The 17267-nt window shown below is 66.0% G+C and carries 13 protein-coding genes; 10 read left to right on the forward strand and 3 right to left on the reverse strand.

Annotated features, from left to right (window positions below):
• Window positions 1-48 precede the first annotated feature (48 nt).
• The 7 genes from gbdR to etfB all read left to right on the forward strand — a co-directional run bounded on the left by gbdR (window position 49) and on the right by etfB (window position 9677).
• Window positions 49-1209, forward strand: a complete 1161-nt coding sequence (gbdR, locus tag HOP53_RS18960) for a choline metabolism transcriptional regulator GbdR (protein ID WP_234271442.1) — start codon at window positions 49-51, stop codon at window positions 1207-1209.
• A 265-nt stretch (window positions 1210-1474) separates the two neighbouring features.
• Entirely contained in the window at window positions 1475-2452 is a 978-nt protein-coding gene (locus HOP53_RS18965; protein WP_234271443.1) for a dipeptidase, read from the forward strand.
• Window positions 2453-2756: 304 nt separating this feature from the next.
• Window positions 2757-3302 (forward strand): DUF5943 domain-containing protein, encoded by a 546-nt coding sequence (locus tag HOP53_RS18970; RefSeq protein WP_234271444.1) that lies wholly within the window; start codon window positions 2757-2759, stop codon window positions 3300-3302.
• A 10-nt stretch (window positions 3303-3312) separates the two neighbouring features.
• Window positions 3313-5385, forward strand: a complete 2073-nt coding sequence (gene dgcA, locus HOP53_RS18975) for a dimethylglycine demethylation protein DgcA (protein ID WP_234271445.1) — start codon at window positions 3313-3315, stop codon at window positions 5383-5385.
• 185 nt (window positions 5386-5570) lie between these two features.
• Complete coding sequence (locus tag HOP53_RS18980) at window positions 5571-7595, forward strand: (Fe-S)-binding protein (protein WP_234271446.1); 2025 nt, start codon at window positions 5571-5573, stop codon at window positions 7593-7595.
• Window positions 7592-8884, forward strand: coding sequence for an electron transfer flavoprotein subunit alpha (etfA, locus tag HOP53_RS18985; RefSeq protein WP_234271447.1), 1293 nt, complete (start codon window positions 7592-7594; stop codon window positions 8882-8884). Before HOP53_RS18980 ends, etfA begins: the two co-directional genes overlap by 4 nt.
• A complete protein-coding gene (etfB, locus tag HOP53_RS18990; protein ID WP_234271448.1) occupies window positions 8874-9677 on the forward strand; it encodes an electron transfer flavoprotein subunit beta in 804 nt (267 codons plus the stop codon). Before etfA ends, etfB begins: the two co-directional genes overlap by 11 nt.
• Window positions 9678-9952: 275 nt before the next feature.
• Here etfB and HOP53_RS18995 read toward each other — a convergent pair whose 3' ends face one another.
• Window positions 9953-11527, reverse strand: a complete 1575-nt coding sequence (locus tag HOP53_RS18995) for a BCCT family transporter (protein ID WP_234271449.1) — start codon at window positions 11525-11527, stop codon at window positions 9953-9955.
• A gap of 247 nt (window positions 11528-11774) precedes the next feature.
• Here HOP53_RS18995 and fdhA point away from each other — a divergent pair, with 247 nt between their 5' ends.
• Window positions 11775-12968 (forward strand): formaldehyde dehydrogenase, glutathione-independent, encoded by a 1194-nt coding sequence (gene fdhA, locus HOP53_RS19000; RefSeq protein ID WP_086509112.1) that lies wholly within the window; start codon window positions 11775-11777, stop codon window positions 12966-12968.
• Between the two features lie 117 nt (window positions 12969-13085).
• Window positions 13086-13331: a hypothetical protein gene (locus HOP53_RS19005; RefSeq protein ID WP_234271450.1), complete on the forward strand. Its 246-nt coding sequence runs from the start codon at window positions 13086-13088 to the stop codon at window positions 13329-13331.
• A 110-nt stretch (window positions 13332-13441) separates the two neighbouring features.
• Here the strand turns inward: HOP53_RS19005 and HOP53_RS19010 are convergent, their stop codons facing one another.
• Entirely contained in the window at window positions 13442-14728 is a 1287-nt protein-coding gene (locus tag HOP53_RS19010; RefSeq protein WP_234271451.1) for an aromatic ring-hydroxylating oxygenase subunit alpha, read from the reverse strand.
• 329 nt (window positions 14729-15057) lie between these two features.
• Between HOP53_RS19010 and HOP53_RS19015 the strand changes: the two genes are divergently transcribed.
• The gene (locus HOP53_RS19015) at window positions 15058-16164 is read left to right on the forward strand and encodes an FAD-binding oxidoreductase (RefSeq protein ID WP_234271452.1); all 1107 of its coding nucleotides are present in this window, start codon (window positions 15058-15060) and stop codon (window positions 16162-16164) included.
• Window positions 16165-16182: 18 nt separating this feature from the next.
• Here HOP53_RS19015 and HOP53_RS19020 read toward each other — a convergent pair whose 3' ends face one another.
• Window positions 16183-17256 carry a substrate-binding domain-containing protein gene (locus tag HOP53_RS19020; RefSeq protein WP_234271453.1) on the reverse strand — a complete coding sequence of 358 codons (1074 nt, stop codon included), beginning with the start codon at window positions 17254-17256 and terminating at the stop codon, window positions 16183-16185.
• Window positions 17257-17267: the final 11 nt, after the last annotated feature.

Here is a 17267-nt window from a genome sequence, read left to right on the forward strand (position 1 = left end):
CTGAATGCCGATACAACGTATAACGATTCCCGGCATTGGAGTATGAACATGTCCACGATGCCACCGGCTTCGGCCGCCCCGACTCAGCCCCTGCGCAAGGCACCCACGCCCCAGACGCTAGGTTTTCTGCTGCTGGAGAATTTCACCTTGTTCTCGCTGGCCTCGGCCATCGAGCCGCTGCGCATGGCAAATCAGCTGGCCGGTCGCGAGCTGTACCGCTGGTTCACGCTGAGCGTGGACGGCGGGCCGATCTCGGCCAGCGATGGCCTTAGGGTCACGCCGGACGGCGCCATCACCATGCCGCTTGCGCTGGACATGATCATCGTCTGCGGCGGTGTGGGGCCGGCCCGAACCGTGCAGCGTGAACACGTCGTCTGGCTGCAGTCCCAGGCGCGCCTGTCGCGTCGATTGGGCGGCATCTGCACCGGTAGCTGGGCGCTGGCCAAGGCCGGGCTGCTGGACGGCTACGAGACCAGCGTGCACTGGGAGTGTCTGGCGGCGATGCGCGAGTCGTTCCCCCGGACGGTACTGACCACCCGGCTATTCACTATTGACCGTGACCGCGCCACCGCCTCCGGCGGCACCGCACCGCTCGACATGATGCTGACCCTGATCGAGCGCGAACATGGGCGCGAGCTTTCGGCGGGCATTTCCGAGATGTTCATCTGCGACCGCGTGCGCGGCGAGAACGATCATCAGCGTGTGCCGCTCAAGCATGTGCTGGGCACCACCCAGCCCAAGCTGCTGGAGATCGTGGCGCTGATGGAAGCCAACCTGGAAGAGCCCATCGAGCTCGCCGAGCTGGCCGACTACGTCGACGTTTCGCGTCGCCAGCTCGAGCGGCTGTTCCAGAAGTACCTGCACTGCTCGCCGTCGCGCTACTACCTCAAGCTTCGCCTCACCCGGGCCCGCCAACTGCTCAAGCAGACCTCGATGCCGATCATCGAAGTGGCCTCGGCCTGCGGCTTCGTTTCCACGCCCCACTTCTCCAAATGCTATCGGGAGTTCTTCGGCCTGCCGCCACGTGAGGAGCGGCTGGGCATGAGTCCGCTGCGCCAGCCGACGCTTCCCGAGCCGCCTGCCGAAGGCCTGCTGCTGCAACCGGTCCGCCTCGAGCCAGTGCCGGAGCAGCCGATCTCGGCGGCGCTGGTGGCGCTCGACAACGCCCGTGGCGAGCCCACCTACGCCAGCGTGCGTCTGGACCACTGACCCCGACGGCTCGCGACTTGGGCGCCGTGGGCCGTTAACCCATCTCTTTTCGATTCCTTCCCTCTCCCGCCCGGCGCGGGAGAGGGGTTTGCGTGACTGGATTCCGCCCTTCCAGTGGAAGGCGGCAGGAGTGGTGAGCTGTGCCGTTCGTCGCAGTCGCGACAGGAGTGACGTTTTTGGAATTATCGCCGTCGCTTCCAGAAGTCGGGACTCATCATGCCAGCGCTATGCTGCCTTCAAGTCAATCCATCCGGAGCACGCCCTCATGACGCCCCAAGACCTGCACGACGATGCCATCGTCATCGACGGCCTGATCATCGCCAAGTGGAACCGCGAACTGTTCGAGGACATGCGTCGCGGCGGTCTCACTGCCGCCAACTGCACCGTCTCGGTGTGGGAGGGCTTTCAGGCCACCGTCGACAACATCGTCAAATCGAACCAGCTGATGGCCGAGTGCAGCGACCTGGTACGCCCGGTGCGCACCACCGCCGACATCACCCGGGCAAAGGAGGAGGGCAAGACCGGCATCATCTACGGCTTCCAGAACGCCCACGCCTTCGAGGACCAGATCGGCTACGTCGAGATCTTCAAGCAGCTCGGCGTCGGCATCGTGCAGATGTGCTACAACACCCAGAACCTGGTGGGCACCGGCTGCTACGAGCGCGACGGTGGGCTCTCCGGCTTCGGTCGTGAGATCGTCGCCGAGATGAACCGCGTCGGCATCATGTGCGACCTCTCCCACGTCGGTTCGAAGACCTCCGAAGAGGTGATTCTCGAATCGAAGAAGCCGGTCTGCTACTCCCACTGCCTGCCGTCCGGGCTCAAGGAACACCCGCGTAACAAGTCCGACGAGGAGCTGCGCTTCATCGCCGAGCACGGCGGCTTCGTCGGCGTGACCATGTTCACCCCCTTCCTGCGCGCCGGGATCGACGCCACCGTCGACGACTACGTCGAGGCCATCGAGTACGTGATGAACATCGTCGGCGAAGATGCCATCGGCATCGGTACCGACTTCACCCAGGGCCACGGCAAGGACTTCTTCGAGTGGCTGACCCACGACAAGGGCTACGCCCGTCGCCTGACCAGCTTCGGCAAGATCATCAATCCCGAGGGTATTCGCACCATCGGTGAGTTCCCCAACCTGACCGAAGCGCTGCTGCGCCATGGGATGAGCGAGCGTCAAGTACGCAAGATCATGGGCGAAAACTGGGTACGCATATTGAAAGACGTTTGGGGCGCCTGACGATTGCGGCTGAGGCGACTCCTCAGCGAGGAGCGCCGGGGGCAGGCCGAAGAGGAGGTCCGACTCCAGGGGTGAGGAGCACTGCTCCGAACGGGCTGGCCATGGATGGCCAGCACCGGCCCTGCAAGCGGAGCAGGATGCGAGAGCGCCGCAGGGAATCGGTAGCGTACAGGGAAGTATTCACAGCGCCTCCTCGACGGTCCGGCGCCCCGGGGCCTGCCCCCGGATCAGCTCCGAGCGGTGCTGCCAAAGACGATGCTCTTGCCCGCAATGCCATAACAAACAAGATTTGAGGAAACCAACCGTGACCAAGATGGCCCCTGAGCTTCCCATCGAGGTGGATAGCGAAACCGGCGTGTGGACCACCGACGCCCTGCCGATGCTTTACGTGCCACGGCACTTTTTTATCAACAACCACACGGCCGTCGCCGAAGCGCTGGGTGTGGATAACTATGCCGAGATTCTCTACCGCGCCGGCTACAAGAGCGCCTGGCACTGGTGCGAGAAGGAGGCCGAATTGCACGGTCTGGAAGGCGTCGACGTGTTCGAGCATTACATGAAGCGGCTGTCTCAGCGCGGCTGGGGCAAGTTCGTCACCGAGGCCATCGATCTCGATGCCGGTACCGCCCGCGTACGCCTGGAGCACAGCGCCTTCGTCTATCAGCTCGGCAAGACGGGGCACAAGGAGGAGTACATGTTCACCGGCTGGTTCGCCGGCGCCATGGACCAGATCCTCGCCGCCCGCGGCAGTGCCCTGCGCACCGTCGCCGAACAGACCCAGAGCGCCGCCGAGCCCGGCTGCGAGGTAGGCATCTTCACCGTTCAGCCGTTGGCCGACGCCCAGGGTTGAGGAGGTTTCCATGGCATTCGACGCGATCTTCGAGCCGATCCAGATCGGCAAGCTGACCATCCGCAATCGTGTGGTCAGCACCGCCCACGCCGAGGTGCATGCCACCGACGGCGGCATGACCACCGAGCGCTACGTCAAGTACTACGAGGAGAAGGCCAAGGGTGGCTGCGGCCTGTGTATCTGCGGCGGCTCCTCCGTCGTCTCCATCGACAGCCCCCAGGGCTGGTGGAGCTCGGTGAACCTGTCCACCGACCGCATCATCCCGTACTTCCAGAATCTCGCCGATGCCGTGCACAAGCACGGCGGCAAGATCATGATCCAGATCACCCACATGGGTCGGCGCTCGCGTTGGGACGGCTTCGACTGGCCGACCCTGGTGTCGCCCTCCGGCATTCGCGAGCCGGTGCATCGCTCCACCTGCAAGACCATCGAGGAGGAGGAGATCTGGCGCATCATCGGCGACTACGCCCAGGCCGCGCGGCGGGCCAAGGAGGGCGGTCTTGACGGCGTCGAGCTCTCTGCGGTGCACCAGCACCTGATCGATCAGTTCTGGAGCCCGCGGGTCAACAAGCGTACCGACCAGTGGGGCGGCAGTTTCGAGAACCGCATGCGCTTCGGCATGGAGGTGCTCAAGGCGGTGCGTGCCGAGGTGGGCGAAGACTTCGTCGTCGGCATGCGTATCTGCGGCGACGAGTTCCACCCGGACGGCCTGACCCACGAGGACATGAAGCAGATCGCCGCCTATTACGACGCCACCGGCCAGGTCGATTTCTTCGGCGTGATCGGCTCCGGCTGCGATACCCACAACACCCTGGCCAACGTCATTCCCAACATGTCCTTCCCGCCGGAGCCCTTCCTGCACCTGGCGGCGGGCATCAAGGAAGTGGTCAAGGTGCCGGTGATCCACGCCCAGAACATCAAGGATCCCAACCAGGCCCAGCGTATCCTCGAAGGGGGCTACGTCGACCTGGTGGGCATGACCCGGGCGCACATCGCCGACCCGCACCTGATCGCCAAGATCAAGATGGGCCAGATCGACCAGATCAAGCAGTGCGTGGGAGCCAACTACTGCATCGATCGCCAGTATCAGGGCCTCGACGTGCTGTGCATCCAGAACGCCGCGACCTCGCGGGAGTACATGGGCCTGCCGCACATCATCGAGAAGTCCGAGGGACCGAAGCGCAAGGTGGTGGTGGTGGGTGGCGGCCCCGGCGGTATGGAAGCGGCCCGTGTCGCCGCCGAGCGCGGCCACGACGTGACCCTGTTCGAAGCCGCAGATCAGCTCGGCGGCCAGATCACCATCGCCGCCCAGGCGCCGCAGCGCGACCAGATCGCCGGTATCACCCGCTGGTACCAGCTGGAGCTGGCTCGCCTCAAGGTGGACCTGCGCCTCGGCACCCGCGCCGACGAGGCCACCCTCGAGGACCTGCGCCCGGACGTCGTGATACTGGCCACCGGCGGCCAGCCCTTCCTCAGCCAGTACCCGGAGTGGGGCTACTCGGAGAACCCCGAGGAGAGCCTGGTGGTCAGCACCTGGGACGTGCTCTCCGGCAAGGTGGCGCCGGGCAAGAACGTGCTGATCTACGACTCCATCTGCGAGTTCTCCGGCGTTTCGGCGGCGGATTATCTGGCCGACAAGGGAGCCAAGGTCGAGATCGTCACCGACGACATCAAGCCCGGCGCGGCGGTGGGCGGCACCACCTTCCCGACCTACTACCGCAGTCTCTACGAGAAGGAGGTGATCATGACCTCCGACCTGATGCTGCACAAGGTCTACCGCGAGGGCGACGCCCTGGTGGCGGTGCTCGAGAACGAGTACACCGGCGCCATGGAGGAGCGAGTGGTCGACCAGGTGGTGGTGGAGAACGGCGTACGCCCCGACGAGGCGCTCTACTACGCGCTGAAGGAGCGCTCGCGCAACCGCGGCCAGGTGGATCTCGAGGCGCTCTACGCCGCCAAGGCGCAGCCCTGCCTCGCCGAGGAAGGCGACGGCTACCTGCTGTTCCGCCTGGGCGACTGCACCGCGCCGCGCAATACGCATGCAGCAATTTATGACGCCCTGCGGCTGTGTAAAGACCTCTGAGTTGGCGAAAGCCACCAACGGTGAGGGGCGCCGGGGGCAGGCCGTCGCGAGGGTCATTTGCCATGGATGGCAAATGTAGCGCCCAGGGAAGGGTTCACAGCGCCCTCGCATAGGCCTGCCACCGGCAAAGCCCCGGCACCAAAGCTAACGCCAAAGCCAACGGCTTATGAGACGAGGTGAGCACCATGCTCGACACCCTCCTGCCGATACTGATCTTCTCCGCCCTGGCGCTGGCCGTGATCGGCGCCGTGCGGCGCATTCGCCTGTGGCGCCAGGGTCGACCCGCCCGGGTCGATCTGCTGCGCGGGCTCGCCGCCATGCCGCGGCGCTACCTGGTCGATCTGCACCATGTGGTGGCACGTGACAAGGTCATGTCCAACACCCACGTGGCCACCGCCGGCGGTTTCGTCGCGGCGGCCGTGCTGATGATCCTGGTACATGGCCTGGGGCTCGGCTCTTCAGAAAGCATGGGGCCCATCCTCGGCGGGCTGCTGCTGTTGGCCAGCGCCGCCATGTTCGTCGGCAGCCTGTTCGTCGCCAAACGGCGGCGCAACCCGCCGGCGCGGCTCTCCAAGGGGCCCTGGATGCGCCTGCCGAAGAGTCTGATGGCGTTCTCGGCGAGCGTGTTCCTGCTCACCCTGCCGACGCTTGGCATCCTGCCTGCCGGAACGGGCAGCGTGATCCTCGCTCTGGCGCTGGCCGCGGTGCTGGTGTGGGGTCTGGGCGAAATGTTCTTCGGCATGACCTGGGGCGGGCCGATGAAGCACGCCTTTGCCGGCGCCCTGCATCTGGCCTTCCATCGCCGCCCTGAGCGCTTCGGCGAGGGCAACCGCTCCACCGGGCTCAAGGCGCTGAACCTGGACGACCCCAAGGCCCCCCTGGGTGTCGAGACGCCCAGCGACTTCACCTGGAACCAGCTGCTCGGCTTCGATGCCTGCGTGCAGTGCGGACGCTGCGAGGCGATGTGCCCGGCCTTCGCCGCCGGTCAGCCGCTCAATCCCAAGAAGCTGATTCAGGACATGGTCGTCGGCATGGCCGGCGGCAGCGATGCCCACTATGCCGGTAGCCCCTACCCGGACAAGCCCATTGGCGAACACCGCGGCCACCCGCATGGGCCCATCGTGGCCCGCGAGGGCACTGCCCTTGTCGATGCCGAGACGCTGTGGTCGTGCACCACCTGCCGCGCCTGCGTCGAGGAGTGCCCGATGATGATCGAGCACGTCGATGCCATCGTCGACATGCGTCGCTTCCTGACCCTGGAGCATGGCAATACCCCGGGCAAGGGCGCCGAGGTGCTCGACAACCTGATCGCCACCGACAATCCCGGCGGCTTCGATCCCGGCTCGCGCATGCACTGGGCGGCGGACCTCAACCTGCCGCTGATACGCGACATGGGGCAGGTCGACGTGCTGCTGTGGTTGGGCGACGGGGTCTTCGACATGCGCAATCAGCGCACGCTCAGGGCGCTGGTGAAGGTGCTGCGTGCGGCCGGCGTCGATTTTGCCGTGCTCGGCAACGAGGAGCGCGACAGCGGCGACGTGGCACGCCGCCTGGGCGACGAGGCGACCTTCCAGTCGCTGGCCAAGCGCAACATCGCGACGCTGTCGCAGTACCGCTTCCAGTGCATCGTCACCTGCGACCCGCACAGTTTCCATGTTCTCAAGAACGAGTACCGCGAGCTGGGCGGCCCTGATTTCAATGCAAACTGGGTTGTGCGCCACCACAGTACCTACATCGCCGAGCTGTTCGAGGCGGGTCGGCTGCACTTCACGCCCTGGAAGGGCGGCCGCGTCACCTATCACGACCCCTGCTATCTGGGCCGCTACAACGGCGAATACGAAGCACCACGCAACGTGCTCAAGGCGCTGGGCATCGAAGTGGCCGAGATGCAGCGTTCGGGATTCCGCTCGCGCTGCTGTGGCGGTGGCGGCGGCGCGCCGATCACCGATATCCCCGGCAAGCAGCGGATTCCCGACATGCGCATGAACGACGTCAAGGAGACCGGCGCCGAGCTGGTGGCGGTAGGCTGTCCGCAGTGCACCGCCATGCTCGAGGGGGTGGTCGATGCCACCGCCGAGGTGCGCGACATCGCCGAGCTGGTGGCCGATGCCCTGGTGGAGCGCCCTGCTGGCTCCGGTGGCGGCAGCGATAGCGCTCGCACCCCGCAGTCTGCCTCAACCCGTCCCTTGATGAAGGAGGTCACGCCATGAGCGAGATCGTGCGTCGCGATCCGCGCCGCGAGTGGATCGCCCGCAACCGCCTGCATCCCGAGCACGAACGGGTGCTGGCCGAGCTTGGCCAGAGTGCCGGGCATGGCATGGCGGCGACGGAATGGATGGGCCCCAACGGCGTGATCCGCAAGAATCCCCATGCGGTCGGCTTCATCGGGCCCAACGGTATCAAGCGCATCGACCGCAGCGGTGTCCAGCAGGCTGCCGCAGCGGGACGTGGCGCCAGTGCCGGTAGCAAGGCCGCCGACGAGCGGCGGCAGGTCATCATCGAGGCCCCGGACTTCCTGGTCGCGGTGGTACCGGACCTGCCCGGCGGGCGTCTCTCCAGCCACGACCGTGACCTGCTGGGCCTGGCCCGGCAGCTGGCCGACGCCGATGGTGAGCGGCCGGGGGCCGTGCTGGCGGTGGTCTTCGGCCAGGCGGATGTCGGAGGGTATGGCGACGCCGGCATCGATCGGCTGCTCGTGCTGGAGGGCGATGACATCGACGGCTACGCGCCGGAGGCACGCCTGGCGGCACTCACCGCCGTCGACGGCGAGTTTGCTCCGCGTCACTGGCTGTTGCCCGACTCCAAGCTGGGCGGCGCCGACCTGGGGCGGCGCCTGGCGGCGCGCCTTGGCGAACGGCCTGCCGCCGGCATCTGGCAGGTCGAACGGGACGCTGCCTGCGCGCTGGGCTGGCGCTGTACCGGGCGCGGTGCTGCGGGAACCAGCGATATCCAGCGCGCCCTGCCGCGTGTGGTACTGGCGCTGGCCGAATGTGCCGAACCCGTTTCCGAAACCCGCCATGCGGTACAGCCGCTGGGCTTGTCGCAGCCGCTGCCGCCCCTGCTGGGGCGCATCGAGGACCTGGGCCAGGTGGCCGTCGACCCGGCCGGCGTGGCGCTTTCCGAAGCCGAGTTCATTCTTTCCGCCGGCAACGGCGTCAAGGACTGGGAGGGCTTCCATCAAGCCGCCAAGGTATTGGGAGCGACCGAAGGTGCCTCGCGGGTGGCGGTGGACGATGGCTTCATGCCGCGCCATCGCCAGGTGGGCGCTACCGGGACCTGGGTCACTGCACGGGTCTACGTGGCGGTGGGCATCAGCGGTGCCATCCAGCACCTGCAGGGCATCCAGAGCTGCGACAAGGTAGTGGCCATCAACCTCGACCCGGGATGCGACATGATCAAGCGCGCCGACCTGGCGGTGATCGGCGACTCGGCGAGCATACTCGCGGCGCTGGTCGAGATGGTCCAACGGCAACGGGAGGAGAAGCGCGATGCAGCCTGAAGTACAAAGAGAGGCGGTACTCGACGTGGCGGTGCTGGTCTCCGTGGGCCGCCACCCCGTGACCGGGCGCGCCCGGCGCGCCGATCAGGACGCCCGCGGCGTGGAGCTGGCCCTGTCCCTCGCTGGGGCGCGCATCTCCCTGCTGCACGCCGGCGCGCTCGACGAGGAGAGCGAAAGTGCCTTGCGCGGCTATCTGGGCATGGGCTTCCCCGCCTTGACCCTGGTCGAGCAGTTGCCTGGTGCCGACGTGATCCCCGCTCTGACCGACAGGCTGAGTGCAGCACGGCCGCAACTGGTGATCGCCGGCGAGCGCGCCGAGCAGGGCGAAGGCTCCGGCATGCTGCCTTACCTGCTGGCCGAGCGTCTTGGCTGGCCGCTGGTCGGTGGCCTGGCTGCCGTGGAAAAGGTCGAGAATGGCGTGGCCACCCTGCTCCAGGCTCTGCCTCGTGGCCAGCGCCGCCGGCTGCAGGTGCGGCTGCCGGCCATCGTCACCGTCGACGCTGCCGCCGCCGCGGCCCGCCAGAGCGCCTTCGGCCCGGCCCAGCGCGGTGAGATCGAGGCCGAGTCGGCAGCGGTTGAGTGGGACGAGGCTCAGCCGGAGTGGAACGTGACACCGGCCCGCAAGCGTCCCAAGCGGCTCAAGATCGTCAAGGCGGCCTCGGCGCGGGATCGCTTCAAGGCCGCCGCGGCCAAGGCCGAAGGCGGCAGTGGCCAGGTGTTGACCGACGTGACCCCGGAGCAGGGCGCCGAGTCGATCTTCAAATTGCTCAAGGAAGAGGGCGTTCTGCGCTAGCTTGCGATAACGCACCCACGATAACGCCATAACCCAACGCAACGACCCCGGCCTTGGCCGGGGTTGTTGCGTTGGGGGGCGGTATTGGCGGAGATAGGCAGCACCCAGGGCAAGTGGCACACACGCCAACCGCGCGCCGGCGGCGGGCCTTGTATCGCTTGCGACAGCGATCCAACCGGTTGGTCTCTTGGAGCTTGGCTTATGTCTTCCCCCAACAAGAAGACCCCGGCCAAGGCCGGGGTCGCGTGGTTACTCCTTACATGAGGTTGGCGATTTCAGGCCAGCTTGGCGACCGCCAGTCCGCGCTGCTCTTCTCTCAGCCCCTTGACCAGGCAGTAAGCCATGCCCAGCAGTACCAGGGTGAATGGCAGCCCGGTGGCCACGGCGCCGGCCTGCAGGGCGCCCAGTGCGGTGCTGCCGCCGCCGTAGAGCAGGATGCCGGCGATCACGCCTTCCAGCACCGCCCAGAACACGCGCTGGCCGCGGGGAGCATCGGTCTTGCCGCCGGCGGTGATGTTGTCGATCACCAGCGAGCCGGAATCCGACGAGGTGATGAAGAAGATCAGCACCAGCAGGATCGCCAGACTGGAGGTCAGGGTGGTCAGCGGCAGGTGCTCGAGCATCTGGAACATCGCCAGCGAGACGTCGCTGATGCCGTCGGCCAGGGCGCCCACGCCGGCCGCCGACTGAGTCAGGGCGGTGCCGCCGAAGGCGCTCATCCACACCAGCGTGACCAGGGTCGGCACCAGCAGCACGGCGATCAGGAACTCACGTACGGTGCGCCCACGGGAGACCCGCGCAATGAACATGCCGACGAAGGGCGACCAGGAGATCCACCAGGCCCAGTAGAACACGGTCCAGCCGTGGTACCAGACGGTGTCGTCGCGGCCGACCCAGTTGGAGAGCGGCACGATATGGCTGACGTAGGCCAGGGTGGTGTGCCACAGGTTGTTGACGAACAGCAGCACGCCGCCGGTCACCAGCACGAAGGTGAGCAGGCCCAGGGCGAGCATCATGTTGATCTTGGAGAACAGCTTCACGCCGCCGTCGATGCCGCGCCACACCGAGAACAGTGCCACGGCGGTGACCACCACGATGATCGCCAGCTGGGTGCCGATGGTATTGGGCACGCCCCACAGGTAGTTGAGGCCGCCGGCCGCCTGGGAGGCACCGAAGCCCAGTGAAGTGGCCAGACCGAAGATGGTGGCCAGTACCGCGACGATGTCGATGATGTGGCCGAACCAGCCTCGCACTCTCTCGCCGAGGATCGGCGTGAAGGCTGAACGCAGGGTCAGCGGCAGGCCGCGATTGTAGGCGAAGAAGGCCAGCGACAGGCCCACCACGCCGTAGATCGCCCAGGGGTGCAGGCCCCAGTGGAACATGGTGGCGCCGATGGCTGCGCTGGCCCCGGCCGGGGTGTGCGCCTCGGCGTTGAGCGGAGTGCCGTACCAGTCGGTGTAGTAGGCCACCGGCTCGGCCACGCTCCAGAACATCAGGCCGATGCCCATGCCCGCGGCGAACAGCATGGCGAACCACGAGGTGGTCGAGTACTCCGGGCGGGCCTGGCTGCCGCCCAGGCGGATGCGCCCCAACGGCAGGACGATCAGCGCCAGGCACAGCAGCACGAAGAGGTTGCCGGCAATCATGAACAGCCAGTCGAAATACTCGATGGAGAAGCCGCGGGCCGCGGTGAGGTGGCTGTTGGCGGCATCGGGATAGATCAGGGCGTAGAGGATGAAGGCCAGAATGGCCAGGGCCGAGAGTGGGAACACGGGATGGTGGAAGTCCATTCCCAACACCTGGGCGTTGTCCTGCCCGGGCTCAAGGATTGGCGCATCGTCATGCTTCATGGGGATTCCTCACATGTTGTTGTTGGCATCCGCAAGCGGCAGGCGCTCCCGGGCGAACCATTGTTGGGTCAGGTCGGCGAGGGGTATGTCGTGAAAGCGACCTCCAGCTATCCGTTGGCTCACCGCGGTCGCGTCATGTCTCGGGCAGGCATGCGGAGGTCTCTGTGGGGCAAGTGCCACCTGATGGAGGGCATAGGCTGAAGCGGCGGTATGTACCGCCCCATGACAACAACGAGTGGAGCCAGCCATGAGCCAAGCCAACCGAGGCGTCGTCTACAAAGGTCCGGGTAAGGTCGACGTCGAATCCATCCCCTATCCGGAACTCGCCCTTGGCAATCGCAAATGCGACCACGGCGTGATCCTTAAGGTGGTCACCACCAATATCTGCGGTAGCGACCAGCACATGGTGCGCGGCCGTACCACTGCGCCCGCCGGCCTGGTGCTGGGCCATGAGATCACCGGCCTGGTGGTCGAGTGCGGGCGCGACGTCGAATTCATCAAGCCGGGCGATCTGGTCTCGGTGCCCTTCAACATCGCCTGCGGGCGCTGTCGCAACTGCAAGGAAGGTCGTACCGGGATCTGTCTCAACGTCAACCCGGCACGCCCCGGTGCCGCCTACGGCTACGTCGACATGGGCGGCTGGGTCGGCGGCCAGACCGAATACGTCATGGTGCCCTACGCCGACTTCAACCTGCTGAAGTTCCCCGACAGCGACCAGGCCATGGAGAAGATCCGCGACCTGACCCTGCTCTCCGACATCTTCCCTACCGGCTTCCACGGCTGCGTGACAGCCGGCGTCGGGCCGGGCAGCACCGTCTATATCGCCGGGGCCGGCCCGGTGGGGCTGGCGGCGGCGGCGTCGGCCCAGCTGCTGGGCGCGGCCTGCGTGATCGTCGGCGACATGATCGAGGAGCGTCTGGCCCAGGCGCGCAGCTTCGGCTGTGAAACCATCGACCTGACCCAGGAAGGCGACATGGCCGACAAGCTGGAGGCGATCCTCGGCGAGCGCGAGGTCGACTGCTTCGTCGACTGCGTCGGCTTCGAGGCCCACGCCTGCGGCTGCAATCACGACAAGGAGGCGCCTGCCACCGTGCTCAACTCGGCGATGCAGATGACCCGCGCCGGCGGCCAGATCGGCATCCCGGGCCTCTACGTGACCGAAGACCCGGGCGCCGTGGACGATGCCGCCAAGCAGGGCGCTCTGAGCATGCGCTTCGGTCTTGGCTGGGCCAAGTCCCACTCCTTCCACACCGGCCAGTGTCCGGTGATGAAGTACCACCGTCCGCTGATGCAGGCGATCCTGTTCAACAAGATCAAGATTGCCGATGCGGTCAACGTGCAGGTGATCTCGCTGGACCAGGCGCCGCAGGGCTATGCCGACTTCGATGGCGGGGCGGCCAAGAAATTCGTCATCGACCCCCATGGCAGCGTGGCTGCGTAAGCAAGCGTGGCGGCCAGCCATTTTGGGATATCGACCCCCACGGCAGCGTGGCCGACTGACGGCCGAGCGGGTACTCTAGGGAGCGAACGACGGTAACGGCAGCGGGAGGTGAGAAAGATGATGTATGCCGACTTGATCGATGCGGAGGACTTCCGTCAGCGCCTGGTGGCGCTGGGCATCGACCTGCCTGCCGATGCCGATGCCGACCCCGATACCTGCGCCCGGCTTGCCGCCCAGCAACAGGCCGAGGCGGGGGTGCCCGGCCTGGAGGCGCTGGTCGTCGAGCTGGAGGCACAGACCGGCGTCATGCTGCCCGAGGTGCGCGAAGCGCTGGTGAATCATCTGCGGCCAATCGCTGGCTAGAGCGGCATGAGCCACACCGCTGTCAGCTCTTGATTGAACCCGGGTGAAACGAATCGCCCCCGGCCAAGGCCGGGGGCGATTTCTTTCACATCGCGAGGAGCGGGCGAGGGCTAGCCCTTCACCACCTGCAGGTGAGGGGCGCTGTGGCCCAGGTTCTCCTGCATCCGCTCGCTGTACCAGTCGATGAAGTCGATCACGCCGAACTCGTAGGTCTCGGAGTAGGGACCCGGCTGGTAGGCCTTGGAGTTGATGCCGCGCTGGTTCTCCTCGGCCAGGCGCTTGTCCTGGGCGTTGGTGGCGTCCCACACCCGGCGCATCTCCTCGGGCTGGTAGTCGACGCCCTCCACGGCATCCTTGTGCACCAGCCACTTGGTGGTGACCAGGGTCTCCTGCGGACCCAGCGGCAGCACGCGGAACACGATGGCGTGGTCGCCCATGAAATGGTTCCAGGAGTTGGGCAGGTGCAGGATGCGCAGCGAGCCCATGTCGGGGCTGGTCAGGCGGCCCATCAGCTTGGCGCAGGCCGGCTTGCCGTCCATGGTCATCGAGACCACGCCATCCAGCAGCGGCGTGCGGGTCAGCCGGTTGCGCTTGCCGAAGCGCTTGAGCTGCCAGGGAATCTGCTGCTCGTCCCAGTCGGACTGCTTCTTCGCCACCAGCGCCTTGTAGGCGGGCGTGGCGCGGGGATCGTCGGTGTCGTCGAACTCCTGCAGCGAGTTGAGCAGCTCCGGGTGGGAGCCGTTGCAGTGGTAGCACTCGCGGTTGTTCTCGAGCACCAGCTTCCAGTTGGCCTGCTCGACGATGTTCGACTCCACCGCGACCTTGAGGTTGCCCATCTCGTAAGGCTCGAGATAGTGCTCCAGGGTGAGCAGGAAGTCGTCGATGACGGGCGGCTGCTCGGCCAGGCTGATGAAGATGTAGCCGCCGCCGGTGCGCACCTGAACCGGCTTCAGGCCATAACTGCCCAGATCGAAGTTCTCACCCATGTCGCTGCCGGCGAACAGCAGGCGGCCGTCGAGCTCATACGTCCACTGATGGTAGGGACACACCAGCTTGGCCACCTTGCCCTTGTCGCTGACGCACAGCCGCGAGCCGCGGTGACGGCAGACGTTGTGGAACGCATGGATGGTACCGCCGTCGCCGCGTACCAGGATCACCGGGTTGTCGCCGACCTGCAGGGTCATGTAGTTGCCCTTGGCGGGAATCTCGCAGGTCATGCCGGCGAACAGCCACTCCTTGCCGAAGATCTCCTGCATGTCCAGCGCGAACAGGCGGGCATCGTTGTAGAACGGCTGGGGCAGCGAGAAGTTGCGCTCGCGCTCGGCGAGCATCGCGACGACGGCTTCACGCGCCGGGTCCAGGGGATCGTCCAGAGTGGTGGGTGAGATCGGATCCATGCAGAGACATCCTCATTGCTGGCCGCGGTTGCGGCATCGGTCGAATTGTTGGTTTTCGCCAGGGAGCGGCATAGTCATTGTCTTGGGTGCCGAGTACGAATACGGCGAGTGTGGATCAGCCACCGGTCGCTCAGTTGTCTGTTGACGACCCGAAAGCGTTCAGTCGCGACCAGCGGGTGCAGAAAAGTCGCCCCAAGTGGAAGCCAGGGGTACGTTCGTGTCGCAGTCAGGCAAGTCGTGGGCTTGCCTGCTGACGCAGAATTCGATCAACGGCAGGCGGTGTTCCGCAGTCGGAGCCTTCCACGCTGATCAATGCCAGGCGACTCGACATGACCATGAACTTTCTCAATCCCGTCACGACCCAGACCTGGACCAACGGCCGCCACCTGGTGCGCTGCGTCAAGGTGATCCAGGAGACCTGGGACGTCCGTACCTTCTGCTTCATGGCCGAGCAGCCGGTGCTGTTCTTCTTCAAGCCGGGGCAGTTCGTGACCCTGGAGCTTGAGATCGACGGCGAGTCGATCATGCGCTCCTATACGATCTCCAGTTCACCGTCGATTCCCTACAGCTTCTCGATCACCGTCAAGCGGGTGCCCGGCGGTAAGGTGTCGAACTGGCTGCACGACAACCTGAAGGTCGGCGACGAACTGGCGGTACATGGCCCTGTGGGCAACTTCAATTCGATCGACTTTCCCGCCGACAAGGTGCTGTTCCTCTCCGGTGGCGTGGGTATCACGCCGCTGATGTCGATGACACGCTGGTTCTTCGACACCAACGCCAACGTCGACGTCGAGTTCATCCACAGTGCGCGCGCCCCGCGGGATGTCATTTACCATCGCGAACTAGTGCACATGTTCTCGCGGATCCCCGAGTTCAAACTGCATATCGTCTGTGAGAAGAAGGACGACATCGGCGAGGCCTGGGCCGGCTATCGCGGGTATTTGACCCAGCCGATGCTCGAGCTGATGGCGCCCGACTACCTCGAGCGGGAGATCTTCTGCTGCGGCCCCACGCCGTACATGAACGCGATCAAGCACATCCTGCGCGAAAACGGCTTCGATATGAGCCGCTACCACGAGGAATCCTTCGGCGCCACGCCGCTTGACGTGCGCGAGGAGGTGCTGGAGCTGGCCGAGCAAGCCGAGGCCGAGGCGGAGGAGATCGATTACGCCGACATGCTCAGCGTCGAGTTCGTCGGCTCGGGCAAGAGCGTACGTATTCAGCCGGGTGAAACGGTTCACTCGGCTGCCGCCAAGCTCGGCTTGCACATCCCCAAGGCCTGCGGCATGGGGATCTGCGGCACGTGCCGGGTAGGGCTCAAGTCCGGGCAAGTGGACATGGAGCACAACGGCGGCATCACCGACGAGGACGTGGCAGAGGGCTATATCCTCTCCTGCTGCAGCAAGCCGCTGGGCGACGTGGTGGTCGACTACTGACGACGGCACCGGCGAGGCTCAGCCGTGGCGTGACTCGTCGAACAGCTCGTCGACGCCGCACACCTCGCCGCAACGGTCCAGCGAATAGCCGGGCAGCTCGCGCACGGCCTGCTGGAACGGCGCGCCGCGGATCATCTCGAGCAGACGTAAGACGCTGGGGTCGGCCAGGCTGCTGCGCTGACACAGCAGCAGATAGTGCTCGCTGGCCAGCGGCAGGAAATCCAGGCCGAACTGGCGCGCGGCGGCCTCGACGCCGAAGCCGACGTCGGCCATGCCGGCGGCGATGTAGGCGGCCACCGCGGAGTGGGTGTACTCCTCCAGCTCGAAGCCACGGATGCGCTGCGCCGAGAGGCCCACTTCCCGCAGCAGGATATCGAGCAGCGCCCGGGTGCCGGAAGCCTGCTGGCGGTTGATGAAGCGCACGTCGCCACGCACGAGATCGGCCAGGCCGGCCACACCCCTGGGATTGCCCGGTGCGAGCATCAGCCCCTGACAGCGGGTGATGAAGCGAATGATGCAATGGCTGCGCGGCCGCAGCTGACGGCGGTAGCCCTGCATCAGCGGACCCTGGGTCGCCGAGGTCGGCATGTGGTAGCCGGCCACGTCGCAGGCGCCGCGATTCAGCGCGGCCAGGGCCTCTGCCGGGCTGCAGTACTGCAGATCGAGCTGAAAGTCGCTGGCGAATCTGGGCAGCAGCGCCACTGCATAACCGTGACTGGCGTGCATGCGCAGCACCGGTTCGACGCCCTCGAACAGCTGCTGCAGCTCGAGATTGAGCTCCGAGCCCAGGCTCTCCAGCTGCGGACCGAGCCGGGCGGCCACCCGCTGGCGAGCCCACAGCAGCTTGTCGCCCAGTGGAGTGAGTCGTGCGCCGCGCCCCTTTTGCATTTCCACCAGCGTAACGCCGAAGAAGTCCGCCCACTTGTTGAGCAGGTTCCAGGCATGGCGGTAGGAGATACCGGCCTCGGCCGCGGCCTCGGTCAGCTTGCCGCTGCGATGGATGCCCTGCAGCAGCCCGAACAGCTGCGGATCCAGGCGGTTGCCGGCCTCGTCGGTGAAGGACCAGGCAGGTTCGATTTTAATACGTTTCATATGATGTGTTT

This window comes from Billgrantia ethanolica (assembly GCF_021404305.1).
GTDB lineage: Bacteria > Pseudomonadota > Gammaproteobacteria > Pseudomonadales > Halomonadaceae > Halomonas > Halomonas ethanolica.